At 61.7% G+C, this 21,248-nt stretch carries 15 protein-coding genes; 5 read left to right on the top strand and 10 right to left on the bottom strand.

The features are described from left to right. Positions 1-17: 17 nt before the first annotated feature. Entirely contained in the window at positions 18-605 is a 588-nt protein-coding gene (locus tag AC0R79_RS10685) for a GNAT family N-acetyltransferase (RefSeq protein ID WP_127797464.1), read from the top strand. Between the two features lie 3 nt (positions 606-608). On the opposite strand, the gene AC0R79_RS10680 is transcribed toward AC0R79_RS10685, so the two are convergent. Both AC0R79_RS10680 and AC0R79_RS10675 read right to left on the bottom strand, forming a co-directional pair. Further along, positions 609-2,051 (bottom strand): mechanosensitive ion channel family protein, encoded by a 1,443-nt coding sequence (locus tag AC0R79_RS10680; RefSeq protein ID WP_273900015.1) that lies wholly within the window; start codon positions 2,049-2,051, stop codon positions 609-611. 139 nt (positions 2,052-2,190) lie between these two features. Continuing rightward, the gene (locus AC0R79_RS10675; protein ID WP_474734360.1) at positions 2,191-3,057 is read right to left on the bottom strand and encodes a pirin family protein; all 867 of its coding nucleotides are present in this window, start codon (positions 3,055-3,057) and stop codon (positions 2,191-2,193) included. Positions 3,058-3,278: 221 nt separating this feature from the next. Here AC0R79_RS10675 and dkgB point away from each other — a divergent pair, with 221 nt between their 5' ends. Further along, positions 3,279-4,082 carry a 2,5-didehydrogluconate reductase DkgB gene (dkgB, locus tag AC0R79_RS10670; RefSeq protein ID WP_474734358.1) on the top strand — a complete coding sequence of 268 codons (804 nt, stop codon included), beginning with the start codon at positions 3,279-3,281 and terminating at the stop codon, positions 4,080-4,082. Between the two features lie 4 nt (positions 4,083-4,086). On the opposite strand, the gene AC0R79_RS10665 is transcribed toward dkgB, so the two are convergent. From AC0R79_RS10665 to AC0R79_RS10635, 7 genes are all read right to left on the bottom strand, one after another. Further along, positions 4,087-7,305 carry an ATP-binding protein gene (locus tag AC0R79_RS10665; RefSeq protein WP_474734356.1) on the bottom strand — a complete coding sequence of 1,073 codons (3,219 nt, stop codon included), beginning with the start codon at positions 7,303-7,305 and terminating at the stop codon, positions 4,087-4,089. 8 nt (positions 7,306-7,313) lie between these two features. Then, a complete protein-coding gene (locus AC0R79_RS10660) occupies positions 7,314-7,943 on the bottom strand; it encodes a response regulator transcription factor (protein WP_127797459.1) in 630 nt (209 codons plus the stop codon). Positions 7,944-8,050: 107 nt separating this feature from the next. Continuing rightward, positions 8,051-8,485, bottom strand: a complete 435-nt coding sequence (locus tag AC0R79_RS10655) for a chemotaxis protein CheY (RefSeq protein WP_474734354.1) — start codon at positions 8,483-8,485, stop codon at positions 8,051-8,053. Between the two features lie 109 nt (positions 8,486-8,594). Continuing rightward, positions 8,595-9,311, bottom strand: coding sequence for an MgtC/SapB family protein (locus tag AC0R79_RS10650; protein ID WP_085607898.1), 717 nt, complete (start codon positions 9,309-9,311; stop codon positions 8,595-8,597). Positions 9,312-9,366: 55 nt separating this feature from the next. Continuing rightward, on the bottom strand, positions 9,367-12,066 hold the full coding sequence (gene mgtA / locus AC0R79_RS10645) for a magnesium-translocating P-type ATPase (RefSeq protein WP_474734352.1): 2,700 nt from the start codon (positions 12,064-12,066) through the stop codon (positions 9,367-9,369). 585 nt (positions 12,067-12,651) lie between these two features. Next, on the bottom strand, positions 12,652-13,989 hold the full coding sequence (locus AC0R79_RS10640; protein ID WP_085607901.1) for a lysine N(6)-hydroxylase/L-ornithine N(5)-oxygenase family protein: 1,338 nt from the start codon (positions 13,987-13,989) through the stop codon (positions 12,652-12,654). Positions 13,990-14,102: 113 nt separating this feature from the next. Beyond that, positions 14,103-14,585, bottom strand: coding sequence for a sigma-70 family RNA polymerase sigma factor (locus tag AC0R79_RS10635; RefSeq protein ID WP_007956380.1), 483 nt, complete (start codon positions 14,583-14,585; stop codon positions 14,103-14,105). A gap of 319 nt (positions 14,586-14,904) precedes the next feature. Here AC0R79_RS10635 and AC0R79_RS10630 point away from each other — a divergent pair, with 319 nt between their 5' ends. Genes AC0R79_RS10630 through AC0R79_RS10620 form a run of 3 tightly spaced genes read left to right on the top strand, consistent with a single transcriptional unit; the run spans position 14,905 to position 19,453 of the window. Further along, positions 14,905-16,077, top strand: coding sequence for an efflux RND transporter periplasmic adaptor subunit (locus AC0R79_RS10630; RefSeq protein ID WP_375746379.1), 1,173 nt, complete (start codon positions 14,905-14,907; stop codon positions 16,075-16,077). After that, entirely contained in the window at positions 16,078-18,051 is a 1,974-nt protein-coding gene (locus AC0R79_RS10625; RefSeq protein WP_127797455.1) for a MacB family efflux pump subunit, read from the top strand. A 7-nt stretch (positions 18,052-18,058) separates the two neighbouring features. Further along, a complete protein-coding gene (locus AC0R79_RS10620) occupies positions 18,059-19,453 on the top strand; it encodes an efflux transporter outer membrane subunit (protein WP_127797454.1) in 1,395 nt (464 codons plus the stop codon). A 131-nt stretch (positions 19,454-19,584) separates the two neighbouring features. Here AC0R79_RS10620 and pvdP read toward each other — a convergent pair whose 3' ends face one another. Next, a complete protein-coding gene (gene pvdP / locus AC0R79_RS10615) occupies positions 19,585-21,204 on the bottom strand; it encodes a pyoverdine maturation tyrosinase PvdP (protein ID WP_127797453.1) in 1,620 nt (539 codons plus the stop codon). Positions 21,205-21,248: the final 44 nt, after the last annotated feature.

Genomic DNA, 21,248 nt, shown 5'->3' with positions numbered 1-21,248 from the left:
TCGCCGAGAATCCCCACATGCAAACCACGCTGCAAGGCCAGGGCATCATCCTGCGCCCGCTTCAATACACCGACGCCGATGCCCTGCTCCACGCTGCCGCCGACGGTGAACTGTGGAACCTCACGGTCACCGTGGTGCCCTCCGCCACCACCGTCGACGCTTACCTGAAAAAGGCTCTCGACGGCCGTGAGGCGGGCACAGTCATGCCGTTTGTCATCGTGCTGAAGGAAACCGGCGAAGTGATCGGCTCGACCCGCTTCTGGAAGATCGACCCGCTCAATCGCAAGCTGGAGATCGGCAGCAGCTGGATTTCGGCACGCTTTCAGAAAACCTTCGTCAACACCGAGGCCAAGTATCTGATGCTGCGCCACGCGTTCGAGGTGCTCGATTGCGTACGCGTGCAGTTCACCACCGACGAAAACAACCAGAAATCGCGCAATGCGATCCTGCGGCTCGGCGCGCAACAGGAAGGCATCGTCCGCCACGAACGCATCATGCCGGACGGCCGCAAGCGCAACTCGGTGCGCTTCAGCATCATCGATGACGAATGGCCGCAAGTACGCCTGAACCTGGAACGCAAACTGGCGGACTACGGACTGCGCTGACGGTCAGACGCGATTGCGCAGCCATTGCAGGAAACCTTTCTTCGGCGCCGCCACCGGTGTTTCTTCCGTCAGGGATTGCGCCTTGTGCAGGCGGAAATCGAGCAGCGCCTGCATCGCGTCGTTGATGTCATGACGGGCATCCAGGCACGGCTTGAGATAAGACTTCTCGATGCGGTACAGCGCGCAGAAGGTCTTGGCGGAGAAGTCGGCCGGCAATGACGTATCGGACAGAATCCCCGCCTCGCCAATCACTTCGCCCGGCCCCATACGCCCGGATTCGAACGGTGTGCCGTGGCGCTTGAGCGTCACCGAGACCACGCCGGACTCGATGATGAACAGATGATCGCTGACCTCGCCGCCCGCGAGAATCATCTCGCCGGCACGGAAGGTCTGCAGGGTCATGTTCTGGCTGAAGGTTTCCTTCTCTTCCTGACGCAGGGTGGAGAAAATCGGCGAACTGTCGAGCAGCGCCCGTGGCCGCGAGAGGTTGCTCGCCACGCCCGGCTCATCGCTCGACAGCAGATTGACCCCGGACGCTTGCAAGTGTCGGTACGCTAGGTCGAACAACTGATTGCGCACCACGCGCTTTTCGCTCATCGAGGCGACGAACCCGCTGATTTCATATTCGGCGCCGGCACTGCTGGAGCTCTTCAGCGCGACACTCGGCGCCGGGCTCTCCAGCAATTGGCGACAGCCCTGCATCGCCCGCTCCAGGGCATCGATCACCGAGCTGGGCCGCGCATGGGGGCTGACCTGCACGCTGACGGCCACCCCGAACATATTGCTCGGCCGGCTGAAGTTGATGATCTTGGCCTTGGCCGCCAGCGAGTTGGGAATCACTGCCATGCTGCCCTGACTGGTTTGCAGCCGCGTGGCGCGCCAGTCGATGTCAGTGACCCGGCCTTCGGTACCGTCGATGGAGATCCAGTCATCCAGTTGATAAGGCTTGGTGGTGTTGAGCACGATCCCGGAAAACACGTCGCTCAAAGTGCTCTGCAACGCCAGACCGACGATGATCGCCAACGCCCCGGACGTCGCCAGCACGCCTTTGACCGGCAGATCCAGCACGTAGGCCAGCGCCGCGATAATGGCGATCAGGAAGATCACCGCACCCAGCAGATCCTGCAACAACCGCCCGGTGTGCCCGACCCGCTGCATCATCACCGCGCCGATCAGCACCGTCAGAGTACGCGCGCCGAACAGCCACCAGCCGATCTGCAAACCGGTCGCCGCAAGGTGCAACGGCACATTGTCGGCCCAAGGCGCAGGCTCCATCGGGTTGAGCCCTTCGTTGAACAGCAGAATGCTGAACAGGGCAAAAATCAGCACCCGCACCAACAGTTTCCACGCGCTGCCGTGGGAGCTGATCAGACGCCACAGACCGAGATCGATGAGGATCAGGATCAAGGCGCAAAACAACGGATGATCGGTGAGCAGAGACAGCATCAAACAACTCCGACAGGGGCCAGTCGCGAGAAGATCGCACAGATTGGGCTCAGTGTAGGAGGAATTGATTTGGCGGGATGAGCGCCACTGCACGCGCTCAAAAAAAACCGGCAGGCGCACGTGGCGCCTGCCGGGATTTTCAGCCGTGCATCTGGCCGAAGCGGCCGGACTGGAAGTCGGCGAAGGCCTGATGGATTTCCTGCTCGGTGTTCATCACGAACGGGCCGTGGCCGACGATCGGCTCGTCGATCGGCTCGCCGCTGAGCAGCAGCACCACTGCGTCCGCGCTGGCTTCGAGGGTGATGCGATCGCCATCACGTTCGAACAGCGCCAACTGCCCTTCGCGCATCGACTCCCCACCGTTGATTTGTACCGAACCTTTCAACACCACCAGCGCCGTGTTGCGGCCTTCGTGCAGATCCAGCGTAAGCAGCTTGCCGGTGTTCAGCCGCAGATCCCACACATCGATAGGCGTGAACGTGCGGGACGGGCCCTTGTGGCCGTCGAACTCACCGGCAATCAGACGCAGGCTGCCGGCACCGTCCTTGAGCGCGATATTCGGGATATCACTGTCCAGAATGGTCTGGTAACCGGGCGTGGCCATTTTGTCCTTGGCCGGCAGATTGACCCACAGCTGCACCATTTCCAGATTGCCGCCGGTTCGAGCGAAGTTTTCCGAGTGGAATTCTTCATGCAGGATTCCGGAAGCCGCCGTCATCCACTGCACATCGCCCGGGCCGATGGTGCCGCCGCTGCCGGTGGAATCGCGGTGCTGCACTTCGCCTTCGTAAACGATGGTCACGGTCTCGAAGCCACGGTGCGGATGCTGACCCACGCCACGGCGTTCGGTGGTCGGAGTGAATTGCGCGGGCCCGGCGTGATCCAGCAGCAGGAACGGGCTGATGTGCTTGCCCAAATTGTCGTAGGAAAACAGGGTACGCACCGGAAACCCATCGCCGACCCAGTGGCCGCGAGGGCTGGTGTAGATACCGATAAGGTTTTTCATGGTGGACTCCGCAATCAGGTTGATCATGGACCGATCATAAATTCGCCACGTATTTAGTACTAGTCAGCCAAAACCGTCCTCATCGTTCTACTGATGGAACGATACCGATCGCGGTGATTCGTGACTTCCAGTCAACAGTACTTTGCCCCGACAGCGGTTTTTCCCGAGGAATCAGACGCGGATACTCCTGCCCATTCCCACTGCAACCCTGGAGTTCCTGCATGTCTGTTCCCGCTTTCGGTCTTGGTACGTTTCGCCTGCAAGGTCAGGTGGTCATCGATTCGGTGAGCACTGCCCTTGAGCTCGGTTACCGGGTCATCGACACCGCGCAGATCTACGAAAACGAAGCCGACGTTGGCGAGGCCATCGCTGCCAGCGGCATCGCCCGCGAGGAGCTGTTCATCACCAGCAAGATCTGGATCGCCAACTTCGCCAAGGATCGCTTGATCGAAAGCCTCAGGGAGAGTCTGCAAAAACTGCAGACCGATTATCTGGACCTGACGCTGATCCACTGGCCATCGCCGGAAGATCAGGTGCCGGTCGAAGAATTCATGGGCGCGCTGCTGGAAGCCAAACGCCTGGGCCTGACCCGGCAGATCGGCGTGTCCAACTTCACCATCGACCTGATGAAACAGGCGATTGCTGCGGTCGGCGCGGAAAACATCGCCACCAACCAGATCGAGCTGCACCCGTACCTGCAAAACCGCAAGGTCGTCGAGTTCGCGCAAAGTCAGGGCATTCAGATCACCTCGTACATGACCCTGGCCTATGGCGAAGTGCTGAAGGATCCGCTGATCGTGCAGATCGCCGAGCGTCTGCAAGCCACCCCGGCGCAGGTCACTCTGGCGTGGGCGATGCAGTCGGGTTACGCGGTGATTCCGTCCTCGACCAAACGCGCCAACCTGCAAGGCAACCTCGGCGCCACGGCGCTGACCCTGAGCGACGCCGACATGGCGCTGATCGCCTCACTGGAGCGCGGCCATCGCCTGACCAGCCCCAAAGGCATCGCGCCGCAGTGGGACTGACCGATCAGGCCTGAAGCTGCTGCGCGAGGTCGTGCATGGCCACGCGCAGCAACTCGATGGCGGCCGTCAATGCCGCTTCAGGCTCATCGTCACGGCAGGCCTGCTCGAGTACCCGACACGCGGAGACCACGCGCTCGGCACCGATCATGTGAGCCCCGCCTGTGACGTGATGCGCCAGATCACGTAAATCTGCGCGATCACTTTTACGGCCCGATTCCTCCAGACGCTTCAGGTCGATGCGCAGACTGCTCAGTACTTCCTCACGCAATTGCCCGATCAGCGGGTTGTCAGCGCCTGCCAGTTCGAACAGCGCGCTCAGATCGAACTCGGCCACTGCTGGATCGTCCACATTTTCGATCTGCGCGCCTTCGGATGTTGCGGCCATCAGGGCCTGGCTCAATTCACGCAGCAGAACCGGTTTGAACAGACAATCGTCCATCCCGGCCGCCCGGCATCGCTGCTTCTCTTCCATCTGCGCATTGGCGGTAAATCCGAGGATCAGACAAGGCGCCCTGCCCGTTGCGGCTTCTTCCTGACGCACCGCTCGCGTCAGCTCGTAACCGTTGAGCCCCGGCATGTTGCAGTCGGTGATCAGTGCATCGAAGGCGTGCCCGCGCCAAAGCGCCATCCCCTCCTCACCGCCGCCGGCGTCAACGGCACGATGCCCGAGTTCACTCAGCTGCCGGCACAACAACAGGCGATTCACCGGATGGTCATCCACCACCAGCACGTTCAGCGAGTTAACCATCGTCGCCGCTGGCGCCGGTGCGGCCTCTTGCACAAGCGGCGCCAGCACCGGCAGTTCCATTCGCAGCATGACCTGAGTGCCCCTTCCCGGTTCGCTGGTCATCCACAAATCACCGCCCATCATCCGGCACAGATTGCGGCTGATCACCAGCCCCAGGCCAGAACCGCCGTGCGCCACAGATTGATGATTGCCGACCTGCACAAACGGTCTGAACAACCGCTGCTGATCCTCGGCGCTGATCCCCCGGCCACTGTCTTCAATGGCCACGCCCACTTCAATCAGCCCGTCCTGTTCGCCGAACACGCGCAGGCGCAGGCTCACCTCGCCGTCCTCGGTGAACTTGATTGCATTGCTCAGCAGGTTCGACAGCACTTGTTTGAACCGCAGGGGATCGAGCATCACCACGACGTTGCTGCGCTCATCCATTTCTACATGCCACAACAATTGTTTCTGCCGGGCCAGGCCTTCGAAAATCCGACACACCGACGCCACCACTTCATGCAGATTGACGCGCTCGGGGGCCAGCGACAGATGCCCGGACTCGATGCGTGCGATGTCGAGAATATCGCCGATCAATGCCAGCAGTTGCTGGCCGGCGCTGGACGCCACCTCGATCGCCTGGCGATCGGTCACGCCTTCATCGGCACGTTTGAGGGCGAGTTCGAGCATGCCGATCAGGGCGTTCATCGGTGTGCGGATTTCATGGCTCATGGTCGCCAGAAAGGTGCTCTTGGCGCGATTGGCTTCATCGGCTGCGTCCTTGGCCTCCTGCAACTGCCCAAGCCATTGCTGGCGCTGGCGGATCTGCCGACGCTGAAAGCCGATCCAGCCCAACGCCAACAGCAACAGCCCTGCCGCCACTGCAAACCCGCGCAGTATTTGCGTTTGATGACGCTGCCAATAGCTGTCTTGCAGCACCACATTACGACTCCAACGCGCGACCAGACCGTCAATTTCCTGGGGGGCGATGCTCAGCAGTGCCTTGTTCAGAATCGATTGTAACTGCGGGGCGTCGAGCGCTGTCGCCATGGCAACCCGGGCCGGCAAATCGCCCAGCGTGGAGACAATCCGCAAGCGATCGCGGTATTGGTGATCGATCTGGTAGCGCGCCACCAGCAACGAGCTCAATGTCGCATCGGCCTTGCCGTCGAGCAGCGCCTGCGTGCCGTCGGCCGGGCTTGGCAACTCGATCAGGCTGATCTGCGGCACGTTCTTCAGCAGATAATCGCGCAACGGACTGCCGCGATAGAGCGCCAGACGTTTGCCCGTCATGTCGTCCAGGCTGCGCGGCCCCTGAGCCTTCGAATCGGCAATCAGCACAAAGGGGCTGTTGACGTACGATCGGGTGAACAGCATTTCAGTTTCGCGCTCGCGGCTCGGTGTCAACACCGGCAACAGATCCAGCGCACCGCCTTTGAGTTGCTCGACCTGACGATCCAGCGACCGACCGCGCACCACCTCGAATGTCAGGCCACTGCGCTGACTGATCAGGTTGAGCAATTGGGCGGCCAGCCCACTGAAACGGCCATCGGCGTCAAAGAATGTCAGCGGTGCAAAATCATCGATAGCGCCGACCCGCACCACCGGATGCTGATCCAGCCATTGTTGCTCGCTGTCGCTCAGGCTCACCTGCGACTGCGCAGCCACGTCCGCGCGACCGGCGCTCCAGCGCAGCTCGATGGCTAGGCGCTGTTCCATGGGAATGGCCAGCAGGGCTTTGTCGACCAGACCTTTCAAACGCGTATTGCTGCGGGCCAGGGCAAAGCCGAACGGGTTGGCGTCAAGGCCCGAAGGCCCGGCCAGTTGCAGGTCGTTGTGAAAGATCGTGTTGAGCAGATAGCTGGCGCTGATGAAGTCGCCAACGTAGACCGCATCCGTGCCGTACGCCACCGCGCCGAGGGCATCGAAAATCGACCTGTAACGCTGCAGGGAGGCTTGTGGGTAAGCCTCCTGGATGGTCGAGGCTGGCAGGTAGTCGTCCACCATGGCGATGCGTTTGCCAGCCAGATCGCCGGGCAACGGTTCGTCGATCCGAGTCACCCACATCGGCTGATCCTCGGCGTAGGCACGGGACAGCATGAGGTCGGAATCAGCTTCTTCGAACTTGTTCGACGTGCCCAGCAGGTCTACCTCACCGGCCTTGAGCGCAGCCATGGCGCTTGCGCGGTCGGAATAGCACCAGACTTCAACGGCTATGTTCAAAATCTGTGCAATTGCGTTGGCGTAATCGGCCGTAAGACCTTCCAGTTCATGGCGCTTGCGGGTCAACTCAAACGGCGGGTAATCCGGCCAGGAGGCGCCGATGCGCAATACCGGATGCGCACGGAGCCACTGCCGATCCTGCTCATCCAGTTGAATCTGCACACCCTCAAGGCGGGTGCGGGAGACGATTTCCAGCCTTTGTGCCTCGGTCGCGTGCACTGCGCTTGCAAGCATCAGTATCGACAGAAGAACCAACCGCAGAAGACACATCATGGGGCGGCCTATGGAAACAGGCCGTTGCGTCTGACAAACTCTCGCAACACCACCAGCGAGCTTACCCCGAGTTTCAGCATCAAGCGGGTCTTGTAGGTGCTGATGGTTTTGTGACTGAGGTTCATCTTCAGAGCAATATGCTTGTTGGATTCACCTCTGGCCAGCTTCAGCATGATCTCCATTTCGCGGGTGGACAGAAGTGCAATCAACTCTCGCTCATCGCGGTGCGCTTCGGATTGCCCGGCATTGACCAAAGGCATTTCGGGAAAGTAGGTATAACCCGAACGGACGGCCTTGATTGCATTTTGCAAATGCTGCATCGAGGCGGATTTGGCGACAAAAGCCATCGCCCCCGCACGTCGGCAACGCATCAGATAGTGTTCAGGGTCGGCCGCGGTGAAGATCAACACTTTGCAGACCAGCCCGATGGCCCTGATGCGCGCCAACACCTCCAGGCCGCCGAAGCCATCGAGTTTCAGGTCGAGCACGACCAGTTCCGGCGCGTGTTCACGTAGCATCGACACCACGTCGACACCTTTGCCAGTCACATGGATCGGTTTGTAACCCGCGGACTCCAGAACCATACGAACGGCACCCACCACCACTGGGTGATCATCAACAATCAATGCTGAACCCATGACCACTCCCGGGGCGAATACCTGACATGGCGCCACCGATCTTGGATGAACGGGACTATTGGTAGCTGCGCTACTACTGTTGCACGCTGTGCACGCTGAATCACCTGTCAGATCTGACAGTTGTGCGCCAGACCGATCTGTGATCGAACACGCGATGGGCGCCCGAACGAAGCCTCGACCGAGGTCATCAACTGTTCGATGGCACGAATTGAAGGCAACAGCGCAGGGCTGGTGATGATCTTTGCCCCGAATTGCCCGGGAACACCTGCAGAATCCGCCGACTCACCATAGACCAGCGCCCGCCGGATTTGCGGATGATCAAACAGAAAACCGCGCAAGTCCGCGATCCCGGCCGCCAGTTCGGCATTGATCACCAGGACATCGAACGGCTGACCGCCGTAATCGACCAGCGTCAGCAGTTCGGCAAGGTTCTGCACCGGTGCAATACGGTAGTACTCGAGGCCGTTGAACATCCGCTCGATTTTCATCCGGTGAAAATGCTGCAAGTCGGCGATCAGGATGCGCAGGGTTTTGTCGGTCAATGTGAAAGTCCGGGTAGTCGCTTGAAGTGACGGCAAGACTACCCAAGCATCGGGATACGCTCTGTAGGACTTTTCCGAAAAAACCCGTCACTCATCCGGATTAAAAAAGTTACTCCGTCGTGCTCGGACTCCAGAACGCCTGCACTACCAGGCTTGAAGTGGAAATCCGCTTCACCAGTGCATCCAGTTCATCACCGTCCACCGAAGTGGTCGCCAGCGTCGCTTCGATCTCGATTTCGTCGGCACCGAAGGCGTGCACATCGACGTCACTGGCCGGGTAGTTGCTGCGTTCGAGCTCGGCTTCAAGCAAGGCGAACACGGCGGTCTGCTGCGAACGCCGGGCGATGACGTAGACGATGTTGGTGACTTCCGCCGAGACCACATCCAGCGGCTGACGGTTGATGTTGTTGACGATCGGCCGCAGCAAGGTATTGGCGGCGAGCACGAACAAAGTGCCCAGCACCGCTTCGGCCAGCAGGTCGGCACCGGCGCAGGCGCCGACCGCTGCCGAGGTCCAGAGCGTGGCGGCGGTGTTGAGCCCGCGCACGTTGCCTTCTTCGCGCATGATCACGCCGGCACCGAGAAAACCGATGCCGGAAACCACATACGCGACCACCCGGACCGCGCCTTCGGCACCGGCGAGACGGTTGGCCATGTCGACGAAAATCGCCGCCCCGACCGCCACCAGCACATTGGTGCGCAAGCCCGCCGTGCGTTGCCGGTACTGGCGTTCGAAGCCGATCAGGCCGCCGAGGATGAACGCCGCGCTGAGGCTGACCAAAGTGTCGAGCAATGAGGTGAGGTTGAGATTGTTGATCGCTTGCATGTCGAACTCCTTGAAACCGCCCCCCTTGCTCCCACAAGGGGGGAATTCTTGCCTGTTACTGCCAGCCGAACCGGCGGATGTAGAAGCCTTTGACGGCTTGAGTCAGCGCCATGTACGCCAGCAGGATCACCGGCAGGAACACGAAGTACATCGACGGCAGTGCCTGCAATTTGAAGTAGTGCGCCAGCGGCCCCATCGGCAGGAAGATGCCCACGGCCATGATGATTCCGGTCATCACCAGCAACGGCATGGCCGCGCGGCTTTGCAGGAACGGAATCTTCGGCGTGCGGATCATGTGCACGATCAGCGTCTGGGTCAGCAGCCCCACCACGAACCAGCCGGACTGGAACAGGGTCTGGTGATCCGGGGTGTTGGCATCGAACACGTACCACATCAAGGCGAACGTTGTGATGTCGAAGATCGAACTGATCGGGCCGAAGAACAGCATGAAGCGCCCGACGTCCCCTGGCTGCCAGCGTTGCGGCTGTTTCAGCATCTCGTCGTCGACGTTGTCGAACGGGATCGCGATCTGCGAAATGTCATACAGCAGGTTCTGCACCAGCAGGTGCATCGGCAGCATCGGCAGGAACGGAATGAACGCACTGGCGACCAGCACCGAGAACACATTGCCGAAGTTCGAACTGGCGGTCATCTTGATGTACTTGAGCATGTTGGCGAAGGTCCGGCGCCCTTCCAGCACGCCCTCCTCCAGCACCATCAGGCTCTTCTCCAGCAGGATGATGTCGGCCGCTTCCTTGGCGATGTCCACCGCGCTGTCCACGGAAATGCCGATGTCGGCGGTGCGCAGCGCCGGCGCGTCGTTGATACCGTCGCCCATGAACCCGACCACGTGGCCGTTGCCCTTGAGGATGCGCACGATGCGTTCCTTGTGGGACGGCGTCAGCTTGGCGAACACGTTGGTGGTCTCCACCGCCACGGCCAGTTCCGCGTCGCTCATACGCTCGATGTCGTTGCCCATCAGCAGGCCTTGCTGGGCCAGGCCCACTTCGCGGCAGATCTTGGCAGTCACCAGCTCGTTGTCGCCGGTCAGCACTTTCACGGCCACGCCGTGTTCGGCCAGGGCCTTCAGCGCTGGTGCGGTGCTTTCCTTCGGTGGATCGAGGAACGCCACATAACCGATCAGCGTCAGTTCCTGCTCGTCGCTCAGGCTGTAAGTGTCGCGTCCTTCAGGCATCGACCGTGCCGCCACCGCTACCACGCGCAAGCCTTCAGCGTTGAATGCTGCAGTGACCTGACGGATTTTCGCCAGCAATTCATCGCTCAAGGCTTCGTCGACTTCACCGTGACGAACCCGGCTGCACACCGACAGAACTTCTTCCACCGCGCCTTTGCAGATCAGTTGATGCGGCTGACCGCGCCCTTCGACGACCACCGACATGCGCCGACGATTGAAGTCGAACGGGATCTCGTCGACCTTGCGAAACGCCGTGCCGACCTTCAGCTCACGGTGGATTTCCACGTGTTCCAGCACCGCCACATCAAGCAGGTTTTTCAGGCCGGTCTGGTAGTAGCTGTTGAGGTAAGCCATTTCCAGCACGTCATCGGAGTCTTCGCCCCAAACGTCGACGTTACGCGCCAGGAAGATCTTGTCCTGGGTCAAAGTGCCGGTCTTGTCGGTGCACAACACGTCCATGGCACCGAAGTTCTGGATCGCATCCAGGCGTTTGACGATGACTTTCTTGCGCGACAGGAATACCGCGCCCTTGGCCAGCGTCGAGGTGACGATCATCGGCAGCATTTCCGGGGTCAGGCCCACGGCAATCGACAGCGCGAACAGCAGTGCTTCGGTCCAGTCGCCCTTGGTGAAACCGTTGATGAACAACACCAGCGGCGCCATGACGAACATGAAGCGGATCAGCAGCCAGCTGACTTTGTTCACGCCTTGCTGGAACGAAGTCACCGCACGATCAGTCGCCCCGACCCGCTGCGCCAGCGCCCCGAAATAGGTGCTTTTGCCGGTGGTGAGAATCACCGCCACCGCCGTGCCGGACACCACGTTGGTGCCCATGAACAGGATGTTGTCGAGTTCCAGCGGATTGTGCGTGTCACGATCGGCCTGACGCGGGAATTTCTCCACCGGCATCGATTCGCCAGTCATTGCCGCCTGGCTGACGAACAGATCCTTGGCGCTGAGCACCCGGCAATCGGCAGGAATCATGTCGCCGGCCGAGAGCACGATGAGATCGCCGGGCACCAGTTGCTTGATCGGCAGTTCAGCGCGCGGCGCATCCCGGCGCAGCACGGTGGCGGTGTTGCTGACCATCGCTTTGAGCGCGTCGGCGGCCTGGTTGGATTTGCTTTCCTGCCAGAAGCGCAGCAGCGTGGACAGCACCACCATCGAGAAAATCACGATGGCGGCCTTGAGGTCTTCGGTCAGCCACGAGATCACCGCCAGCAAGGTCAGCAGCAGGTTGAACGGGTTTTTGTAGCAGTGCCACAGGTGGGTCCACCACGGCAGCGGTTGCTCGTGTTCGACTTCGTTGAGGCCATGCTGCGCACGCAGCACATCGACTTCGAAATCGGTCAGGCCGTCGGTGTGGCTGCCGAGGTTCGACAGCAGCACGCCGCTGTCGCAATGGGCGGCGTCCACCAGTGTATTGGCCAAAGTGGGCGGCACTTCACGGCTGACCGTGGTGTCGCTGAGGGTTTCCAGCAAGGCCAGGCGACGGAAGTGCCGGGCGATGTGGCGGGTCCGCAGGAAGCCTGCGAAAAATTCCTTGAGCGTAAGTTTCATGGCTGTTGCCCCTATGGTCAGCCGGGAAACCGTCGAGCAGGTACGTCCTCGTCCCGGGCACCGGAAAACCGGCACGGCAAGGCGTGGCGCGCCGGTCAGAAAAGACAGGCGTGTCGATAGGGCTGCAATGACGACGATGAAGTCGACTTCACAGGCTTTTCAGTGTCGATGAGAAGGACGTCGGGACATGACCGGGACCGGTCATGATCGGGATGCCGCTGCTCGCTGTTCGGCGAGACAACGGCACAAAGGAATGCGCGTTATCTTGCCGAGAATCTGCCGGTTACAAGGACCGGCCGACAACTGTCACTCGAACAAGTACCCACTGTGGGTCTCCGCTATTGATGAAAACGCGCGAAGCTTACGCCCCGATGTCTGGAGAGTAAACCCGCAAAAGGAAGTGTGTCGGGGAATGTGGCGGGTGTTCAGGAAGGGTTCAGGATTGCCCCCGAGATCGCCGAGATCGTTCCCACGCTCTGCGTGGGAATGCAGCCGGGGACGCTCTGCGTCCCATTGGAACGCGGAGCGTCCCTTGAGGCATTCCCACGCAGAGCGTGGGAACGATCAATCTGGTCGAGAGGATACTTAGCTGGCAGTCGCCAACAACAGATCCATCACCGAACGGCTGTGCCCACGGTTCTTGCCATGCTCATACAGCGAGCCGGCAATCTCGTCCGCGCGGATCGGCAGGATCGACAGCAGCGTATCGCTCAGACCGTGGCTGGCCTGGCAGAAGCCCTGCATGTACAGACCGGCCTTGCAGCGCTCGTCGGTGATCAACCGGTAATTGCGGTCGACCTCGAAGTCACCCAGGTACTCTTCCAGCGGCGCCAGCAGTTTGCGGTGCATCTGACGCTCGTAACCGGTGGCCAGCACGACCGCGTCGTAGGCACGCACGGTGACTTCGCCGGTGGCGTTGTTACGCACGGTCAGCTCGATACCGCGTTCGGTGGCAGTGGCTTTCTCGACAGTGGTCAGGGTGCGGAATGCGTGGCGTGCCACGCCCGAGACTTTCTGGCGATAGAAGATGCCGTAGATGCGCTCGATCAGGTCGATGTCGACCACCGAGTAGTTGGTGTTGTGGTACTCGTTGACCAGACGCTCACGCTCGCTGCTCTTCTGCTGGAAGATCAGGTCGGTGAATTCCGGCGAGAACACTTCGTTGACGAACGGGCTGTCGTCCGCCGGCTTCAGCGCCGAGCCGCGCAGGATCATGTCGACCTGTACCGACGGGAACGAATCGTTCAGGTCGATGAAGGCTTCCGCCGCGCTCTGGCCGCCACCGATGATTGCGATGCTCATCGGCTGGTTGTTGATGCACGGCTGCTTGGCCATCTCGGCCAGGTACTGCGAGTGATGGAACACCCGACCGTCGCCTTTCAGCGCCTTGAAGGCCTCGGGAATGCGCGGCGTGCCGCCGGCGCTGACCACCACCGAACGCGCAGTACGTACGAACTGCTGGCCGTCCGTACCACGGGAAATCACCCGCAGCGCTTCGACCTGATGGTTGTGCAGCACCGGCTCGATGGTCAGCACTTCTTCGCCGTAGCGGCTCTGTTCGGTGAACTGCGCAGCCACCCAGCGCAGGTAGTCGTTGTACTCCATGCGGCACGGATAGAAGGTGCCGAGGTTGATGAAGTCCACCAGACGGCCATGGTGCTTGAGGTAGTTGACGAACGAGTACGGGCTGGTCGGATTGCGCAGGGTCACCAGATCCTTGAGGAAGGAAATCTGCAACTCGCTCTGGGTCGACAGGGTGTTGCCGTGCCAGCTGTAGTTGGGTTGTTTGTCGAGAAACAGAACATCCAGTTCCCCCTGGGTCGGGCCGCGCTCTTGCAGAGCGATGGCCAGCGCCAGGTTCGAAGGGCCGAAACCGACGCCGATCAGGTCGTGAACGATGGGCGATGCAATTGCCTGTGTCATTTCCAGTGTCCTCTGGACGAAAAGCCTGAGTGACCTGACCGGCCTTGAGCAGGACAGCAGATCGTCTGTTGAGTAGGAACGAGGACAGTGAAATAAAATTTAACGACGACGGCTCAATGGGCGTCCCATTGTTTGATGCGCAGGCGGCAATGCTTCATGGCGTTGACGATGTGCTTTTCCACCAGAGCCTTGGAAATCCCTAGGTGTTCGGCAATCTCGGGATGCGACAGACCTTCGATCTTGCGCAACAGAAAACTTTCGCGACACAGCGGCGAAAGTTCAGCCAGGGCACGCTGGAGCATCTCCAGTCGCTGGCCGTGATCGAAAGTGTTGTGGGGGGATGGCGTGAAGTAGCGCTCTTCGCTGTCGAGCACTTCCAGCGATTCGACCTGACGCAGGGCATTGCGCCGATGGTCGTCGATCACCAGATTCAAGGCTGTGCGATAGAGAAATGCGCGAGGCTGCTCGATCGGCGTTTCGCTGGATCGCTCCAGCACCCGCAGATAAGCGTCATGCACCACGTCTTCGGCCACCTGACGGTTGCCGAGCCTGGCGTTCAGGAAACACACCAACTCGCGATAGTAGTTTTCCAACATGATTCCCCGCCGCAGCGTGCGGTTTCGATCCTTGAGCCAGATCCGCGACTGTCGAAACAGGCAGTGGCACGGTAGTGGCAATTTCAGGTGCGTAATTTATAGTAATTCTCATATAGATTTAAAGCGCTGTTTCGGTTTGCCCGACAAATTGTTCTCGCCTATACCTGTTACCGCGTTTTTCAGCGCTTAAATTCGCCGCCCCTTCTCTCGTTTAACCAACAGCCCTCCCGTGTCTGTCGTGCCCTGCGACAGCATTCGGCCGTGCCCGCTTGCGGTGCCCGCCGGATGACGGGCCGATTCACACTGGCCGGAACCCCGCATGAAACGTCCCCGCCCCGCCCGACGCGCCCTGCTCATCGCTCTTTGCCTGATCCCCGTGATTGCCGTTGCGGCGTGGCAAGTCCTGCCGCCCGGTCGCGATCAGTTCGCCACCGTTTCCGTCAGCCGTGGCGACATCGAAAGCAGCGTCACCGCGCTGGGCACGCTCCAGCCGCGGCGCTATGTGGACGTCGGCGCCCAGGCGTCGGGGCAGATCCAGAAAATCCACGTCGAGGTCGGTGACGTGGTCAAGGAAGGCCAGTTGCTGGTGGAAATCGACCCGTCCACGCAAAAAGCCAAACTCGACGCCGGGCGTTTCTCCATCGAAAACCTCAAGGCCCAATTGCAGGAGCAAAAAGCCCAGCACGAACTGGCGCAACAGAAATACCAGCGTCAGCAGAATCTCGCCGCCGGCGGCGCGACCCGCGAAGAAGACGTGCAGACCGCCCGCGCCGAACTGAAAGCCACTCAGGCGCGCATCGACATGTTCCAGGCCCAGATCCGTCAGGCCGAAGCCAGCCTGCGCAGCGATCAGGCCGAACTCGGCTACACCCGTATCTACGCGCCGATGGCCGGCACGGTGGTCGCGCTCGATGCGCGTGAGGGCCAGACCCTCAACGCCCAGCAGCAGACGCCGCTGATCCTGCGCATCGCCAAACTGTCGCCGATGACGGTATGGGCCGAGGTTTCAGAAGCCGACATCGGCCACGTCAAACCGGGCATGACCGCCTACTTCACCACCCTCAGCGGCGGCAACCGGCGCTGGAGCAGCACCGTGCGGCAGATCCTGCCGGTCCCGCCAAAACCGCTGGACCAGACCAGCCAGGGTGGCGGCAGCCCCGCCAGCACCAGCAAAAGCGGGAGCGCCCGCGTGGTGCTGTACACCGTGTTGCTGGACGTCGACAACGCCGACAACGCGCTGATGGCGGAAATGACCACGCAAGTCTTCTTCGTCGCTAACCAGGCGCAAAACGTGCTCACCGCACCGGTTGCGGCGCTGCAGGGCAGCACCACCGCCAACCTGCAGACCGCGCAGGTGATCGCCGCCAACGGCAAAATCGAAACCCGCGAAGTGCGCACCGGCATCAGTGACCGCTTGAAAGTGCAGATTCTCGAAGGCCTCAACGAGGGCGATCACCTGGTGATCGGCCCGGCCACCGGCAGCGGAGGTTGAATGCAAACGCCTCTGATCGACCTGCAGGACATCCGTAAATCCTACGGCGGCGGCGACGCGCCCGAGGTTCATGTCCTGCGCGGTATCGACCTGTCGATCCACGCCGGCGAATTCGTGGCGATCGTCGGCGCCTCCGGCTCCGGCAAATCGACACTGATGAACATCCTCGGCTGCCTCGACCGGCCGACCACCGGCGAGTACCGCTTCGCCGGGGAAAACGTCGCCGGCCTGGACACCGACGAACTGGCCTGGCTACGCCGCGAGGCCTTTGGTTTCGTGTTCCAGGGTTATCACCTGATTCCGTCCGGCTCGGCCCAGGAAAACGTCGAGATGCCGGCGATCTACGCTGGCACACCCGCCGCCGAGCGCCATGCTCGTGCCGCCGCCCTGCTCGACCGCCTCGGCCTGGCCTCGCGCACCGGCAACCGTCCGCATCAACTTTCCGGCGGCCAGCAACAACGGGTGTCGATTGCCCGGGCCTTGATGAACGGCGGGCACATCATTCTTGCCGACGAGCCCACCGGCGCCCTCGACAGCCACAGCGGCAAGGAAGTCATGGCGCTGCTCGACGAACTGGCGAGCCAGGGCCACGTGGTCATTCTGATCACCCACGACCGCGAAGTGGCCGCGCGAGCCAAACGCATCATCGAAATCAGCGACGGCCTGATCGTCAGCGACAGCGCCCGCCATAACCCCGAGGCCCAGACCAGCGCCAACCCCGGCGCCTTGCAAGCCGTGGATCTGCGCAAGCGCCTGACTGAAGGCGCCGAAGCGACAGGCGCCTGGAAAGGCGAACTGATCGACGCGCTGCACGCCGCCTGGCGAGTGATGTGGATCAACCGCTTCCGCACCGCGCTGACCCTGTTGGGGATCATCATTGGCGTGGCCTCGGTGGTGGTCATGCTCGCGGTCGGCGAAGGCAGCAAGCGCCAGGTCATGGCGCAAATGGGCGCGTTCGGCTCGAACATCATTTACCTCAGCGGCTCGTCACCCAACCCGCGCACACCGCCAGGCATCGTCACCCTCGATGACGTGGCGGCACTGGCCAGCCTGCCGCAGGTCATGCGGATCATGCCGGTCAACGGCGCCGAGGCCGGTGTGCGTTTCGGCAATGCCGATTACCTGAGTTACGTCGGCGGCAACGACACCAACTTCCCGGCGATCTTCAACTGGCCCGTGGTGCAGGGCAGTTATTTCACGGAGGCCGATGAACGCAATGCCGCAGCGGTCGCAGTGATCGGCCACAAGGTTCGCACCAAATTGCTTAAGGATGTCGCCAACCCCATCGGCCAATACATCCTGATCGAGAACGTGCCGTTCCAGGTGGTGGGCGTGTTGGCGGAAAAAGGCGCCAGTTCCGGCGACTCCGACAGCGACAACCGCATCGCCGTGCCCTACTCCGCCGCCAGCGTCCGTTTGTTCGGCACGCGCAATCCTGAATACGTGGCGATCGCCGCCGCCGATGCGCGCAAGGTCAAGGAAGCCGAACACGCGATCGAGCAACTGATGCTGCGCCTGCACAACGGCAAGAAGGATTTCGAGCTGACCAACAACGCCGCAATGATCCAGGCCGAAGCCCGCACGCAAAACACCCTGTCGCTGATGCTCGGCTCGATTGCCGCGATTTCGCTGCTGGTGGGCGGGATCGGGGTGATGAACATCATGCTGATGACCGTGCGCGAGCGCACCCGCGAGATCGGGATTCGCATGGCTACCGGTGCCCGTCAGCGCGACATCCTGCGCCAGTTCCTCACCGAAGCGGTGATGTTGTCGGTGGTCGGCGGGATCGCCGGCATCGCCCTGGCGCTGATCGTCGGCGGCGTGCTGATCCTCAGCGAAGTCGCCGTGGCGTTTTCCTTGATGGCGGTGCTCGGTGCCTTTGGCTGCGCCCTTGTGACCGGTGTTGTCTTCGGCTTCATGCCGGCCCGCAAAGCCGCCCGACTCGACCCGGTGACGGCCCTTACCAGTGAATGATCGATCTATGAAATCGCGCCTCAGCCTGTTGACCGTGTGCCTGATGCTCAGCGCCTGCGGCAATCCCGTCCAGCGTCCCGACAGCGGCTTGCAGCCACCGGCGACCTGGCAATCGCCCCACGGCGCCAGCGTCGCCCGCATCGATCCGCAATGGTGGAAGCAGTTCGGCAGCCCCGAACTCGACCGCCTGATCGAACAGGCCCGCCTCGGCAGTTTCGACCTCGCGGCCGCCATGGCACGCGTGCGCCAGGCCCAGGCCGGCACCGTGATTGCCGGCGGTTCACAGTTGCCTGAAGTGAAAGCCGGGGCCAATGCCAATCGGCAGAAATTGCTGCGCGGCAACGGCTACAGCCAGCTCGACGCCGACAACAGCAACAAGGCGGTGGATTATTTCGACGCCAGCCTGACCGCTACTTACGAAATCGATTTCTGGGGTGGCAAACGCGCCTCCCGCGACAGTGCCCAGTTTGCCCTGCAAGCCAGCGAGTTCGATCGGGCGACCGTGGAACTGACCTTGCTCAGCGGCGTGGCCAACACGTATGCGCAGGCCTTGTCCCTGCGCGAGCAAAGTCGCATCGCCGAACTGAATCTGGCGAACGCGCAGAACGTGCTGAAACTGGTGCAGACCCGCTTCGATTCAGGCTCGGCCACCGCACTGGAACTGGCCCAACAGAAAAGCCTGGTGGCCGCGCAGCAACGGCAATTACCGCTGGTGCAACAACAGGCCCAAGACGCTTTGATCAGCCTCGCTGCCCTGCTCGGCCGGCCGGTGCAGGACCTGCAAACCGGCGCGGAGCCGTTCGACCGACTGCAATGGCCGACCATCGCCGCCGGCGTGCCCAGCGACCTGCTCAGCCACCGTCCGGACATCGCCCGCGCCGAGGCGCAACTGGCGGCGGCCGAAGCCGACGTCAAGGTCGCCCGCGCCGCCATGCTGCCGAGCGTGACCCTGTCTGCCCAGCTCGGCTCCGGCGCCAATCAGTTCGACGACATCATCCGCAGCCCCTTCTACAACCTCACCGCCGGACTGCTCGCGCCCGTCTTCAACAACGGGCGACTAAGCGCCGAGCGTGACAAGGCCAGGGCCCGTCAGGAAGAACTGTTGGAAACCTATCGCGCCGCCATCATCAACGGTTTCGCCGACGTCGAAAAAGCCCTGAACAGCATTCGCGGGCTCGACGCGCAGCGGCAGTGGCAAAGTGAAGAGTTGAATCAGGCGCAGACCGCGTTCGACATCGCTCAGAGCCGCTATGAGGCCGGCGCCGAAGACTTGCTGACGGTGCTGGAAACCCAGCGCACGCTGTATGCGGCACAGGATCTGAATGTGCAACTGCGGCTGTCGCGATTGCAGGCGAGTATCGGGTTGTACAAGGCACTGGGCGGTGGGTGGCAGGCGCTGTAATCGCAGCGAACTCAAGACCGCTTTCGCGAGCAAGCTCGCTCCCACAGTGACCGCATTCCATCTGAATGGACACGATCACTGTGGGAGCGAGCTTGCTGCATTGGGCGATCCAGCGAACGATGACGCGATCCTCAGACCGCGTCGGTTTTGGCCTTCAGATTGCGCGCATACCACGGTCGCTTCGGCACTCGCCGGAACAACCCTTCCAGCTTCTTCTCATCCGAACCGAACACGATTCGCAGCGCCAGCTTCATGACTTCCGGATCCATCTCAACCGACTTGCCAACCTGCAGCCCCGGCGTAGTGCTGCAACCGTGAGTCGTCGGACCGAGCCACGGGTCAGCGACTTCGACCCAACGCCCAGGCGCAAACCATTTCACACCATTGACTTCAAGTCGCGTGACCTGGCCCGGGTGGAAACGCTCATGGGCGCGGAACCAGTCTTCCACGCGGTCGTCGATCCAGCCGTGGAAATGCCAGAACACCGGGTTCACATGAGATGAAAACGGATCGCCGAGGAAGTCGTTTTCCGGGGCGAACCAGCGCGCGGCAAAATCGTCCAGATCCCGGGCCAGCGGCACCGGCTGACCGTTGGACGGATCGCGCGGCACCGAAGCCCAGCGCATGTGCAGCCAGTCGTGCAGCCCCAGCTCGACTTCGGAGCCGAACTGACCGAGGGTCATCTTCGACAGATACTGTGGATCGCGGTACTGCGACTCCCAGACCTCGAAGTTGCTCTGATAGGTCTCGGCGGTCTTGATGTCGCTGACCCACTGGCTGAATTCATCGTCGCCATCGGCCAGCCAGGTCGGCGGCAACGCGGTGCCGTCGTGATTATCGAAGTAGCGGGCGAAACCCTGACGGTCGCGCACCAGTTCCGGCTGCGGCAGCGGGAAGAACTCCCACGACGGCAGATCCTGCAGCGAACGCGCCGTCCCGAGCATGTGCCGGTGCATGAAAAAGAAATCGATGCCTGAACCGTTGCGATCCTTGCGCTTGCCCCGGGCGTCACGCTCCTGATCGCGGGGGCCGGGCTGCCAGCCGAGGCCGCGTATGGCGTTGCGTTTGTCCTCGGACAGGGTGTGCCATTTGTCCCGCGTCGCGTGCCACACCTGGTGGAACAGCCGATGCTCGGGTGACACCAGCCAGGCCAGCAAAGGCGCATTGAGCGGTGTGCGCTGGCGGGCTTCGGGAAACAGGCATTTGACCGCGATGAAGCGGTGATCCTGCGCCGGCAAGGCCAGCGCGCGATCGAGGCGCTGGACACTGCCGCTGAGGGTGCCGCTGCCGGCGTTGCCGAAATCGGCCCAGACCTCGTCGAGGGTCATGTTCAGTTCGTAGTCGACGCTGCCGCCGGTGCCCAACAGGCGCCAGCTGAGCTTCGAAGCCTCGGCCCCGGCCAGATCGCCGAGTATTCGGTAACGAGGCGTGTCGGCAGAGCGCAGACGCTCCGGCGTGTCGAGAAAACCACACACGCCCCGGCCTTTCTGACCGATGTCGATGAACACCTCCAGGCCCTGGGCCGGCAAGCCGTCCAGGCCCGCGTCACGCCCGACGAAGCGGATCTTCCAGACCCCGCGCAGCGCATTCGCCAGGCGTTGCCCGGCCACGTCGGCGATATCGAAAGACGCCTCACCGGGGGTGATCGTCGGGTCGGGCTTCGTCCATTCGCGATGCCCGAAATAAGCTGCAGGTACGGCAGCGCCGGTCAGCGCCAGGCCTGCCATGAACCATCGTCGAGAAATCCTCATTGCCCTACCTGTGTTCAGCCCTGAAGCAGGCTTTATCCAAGCTA

This window comes from Pseudomonas sp. HD57-3, from assembly GCF_056113135.1.
The sequence above is the reverse complement of the archived record's forward strand: the minus strand, read 5'-3'. Positions and strand labels throughout refer to the sequence as shown.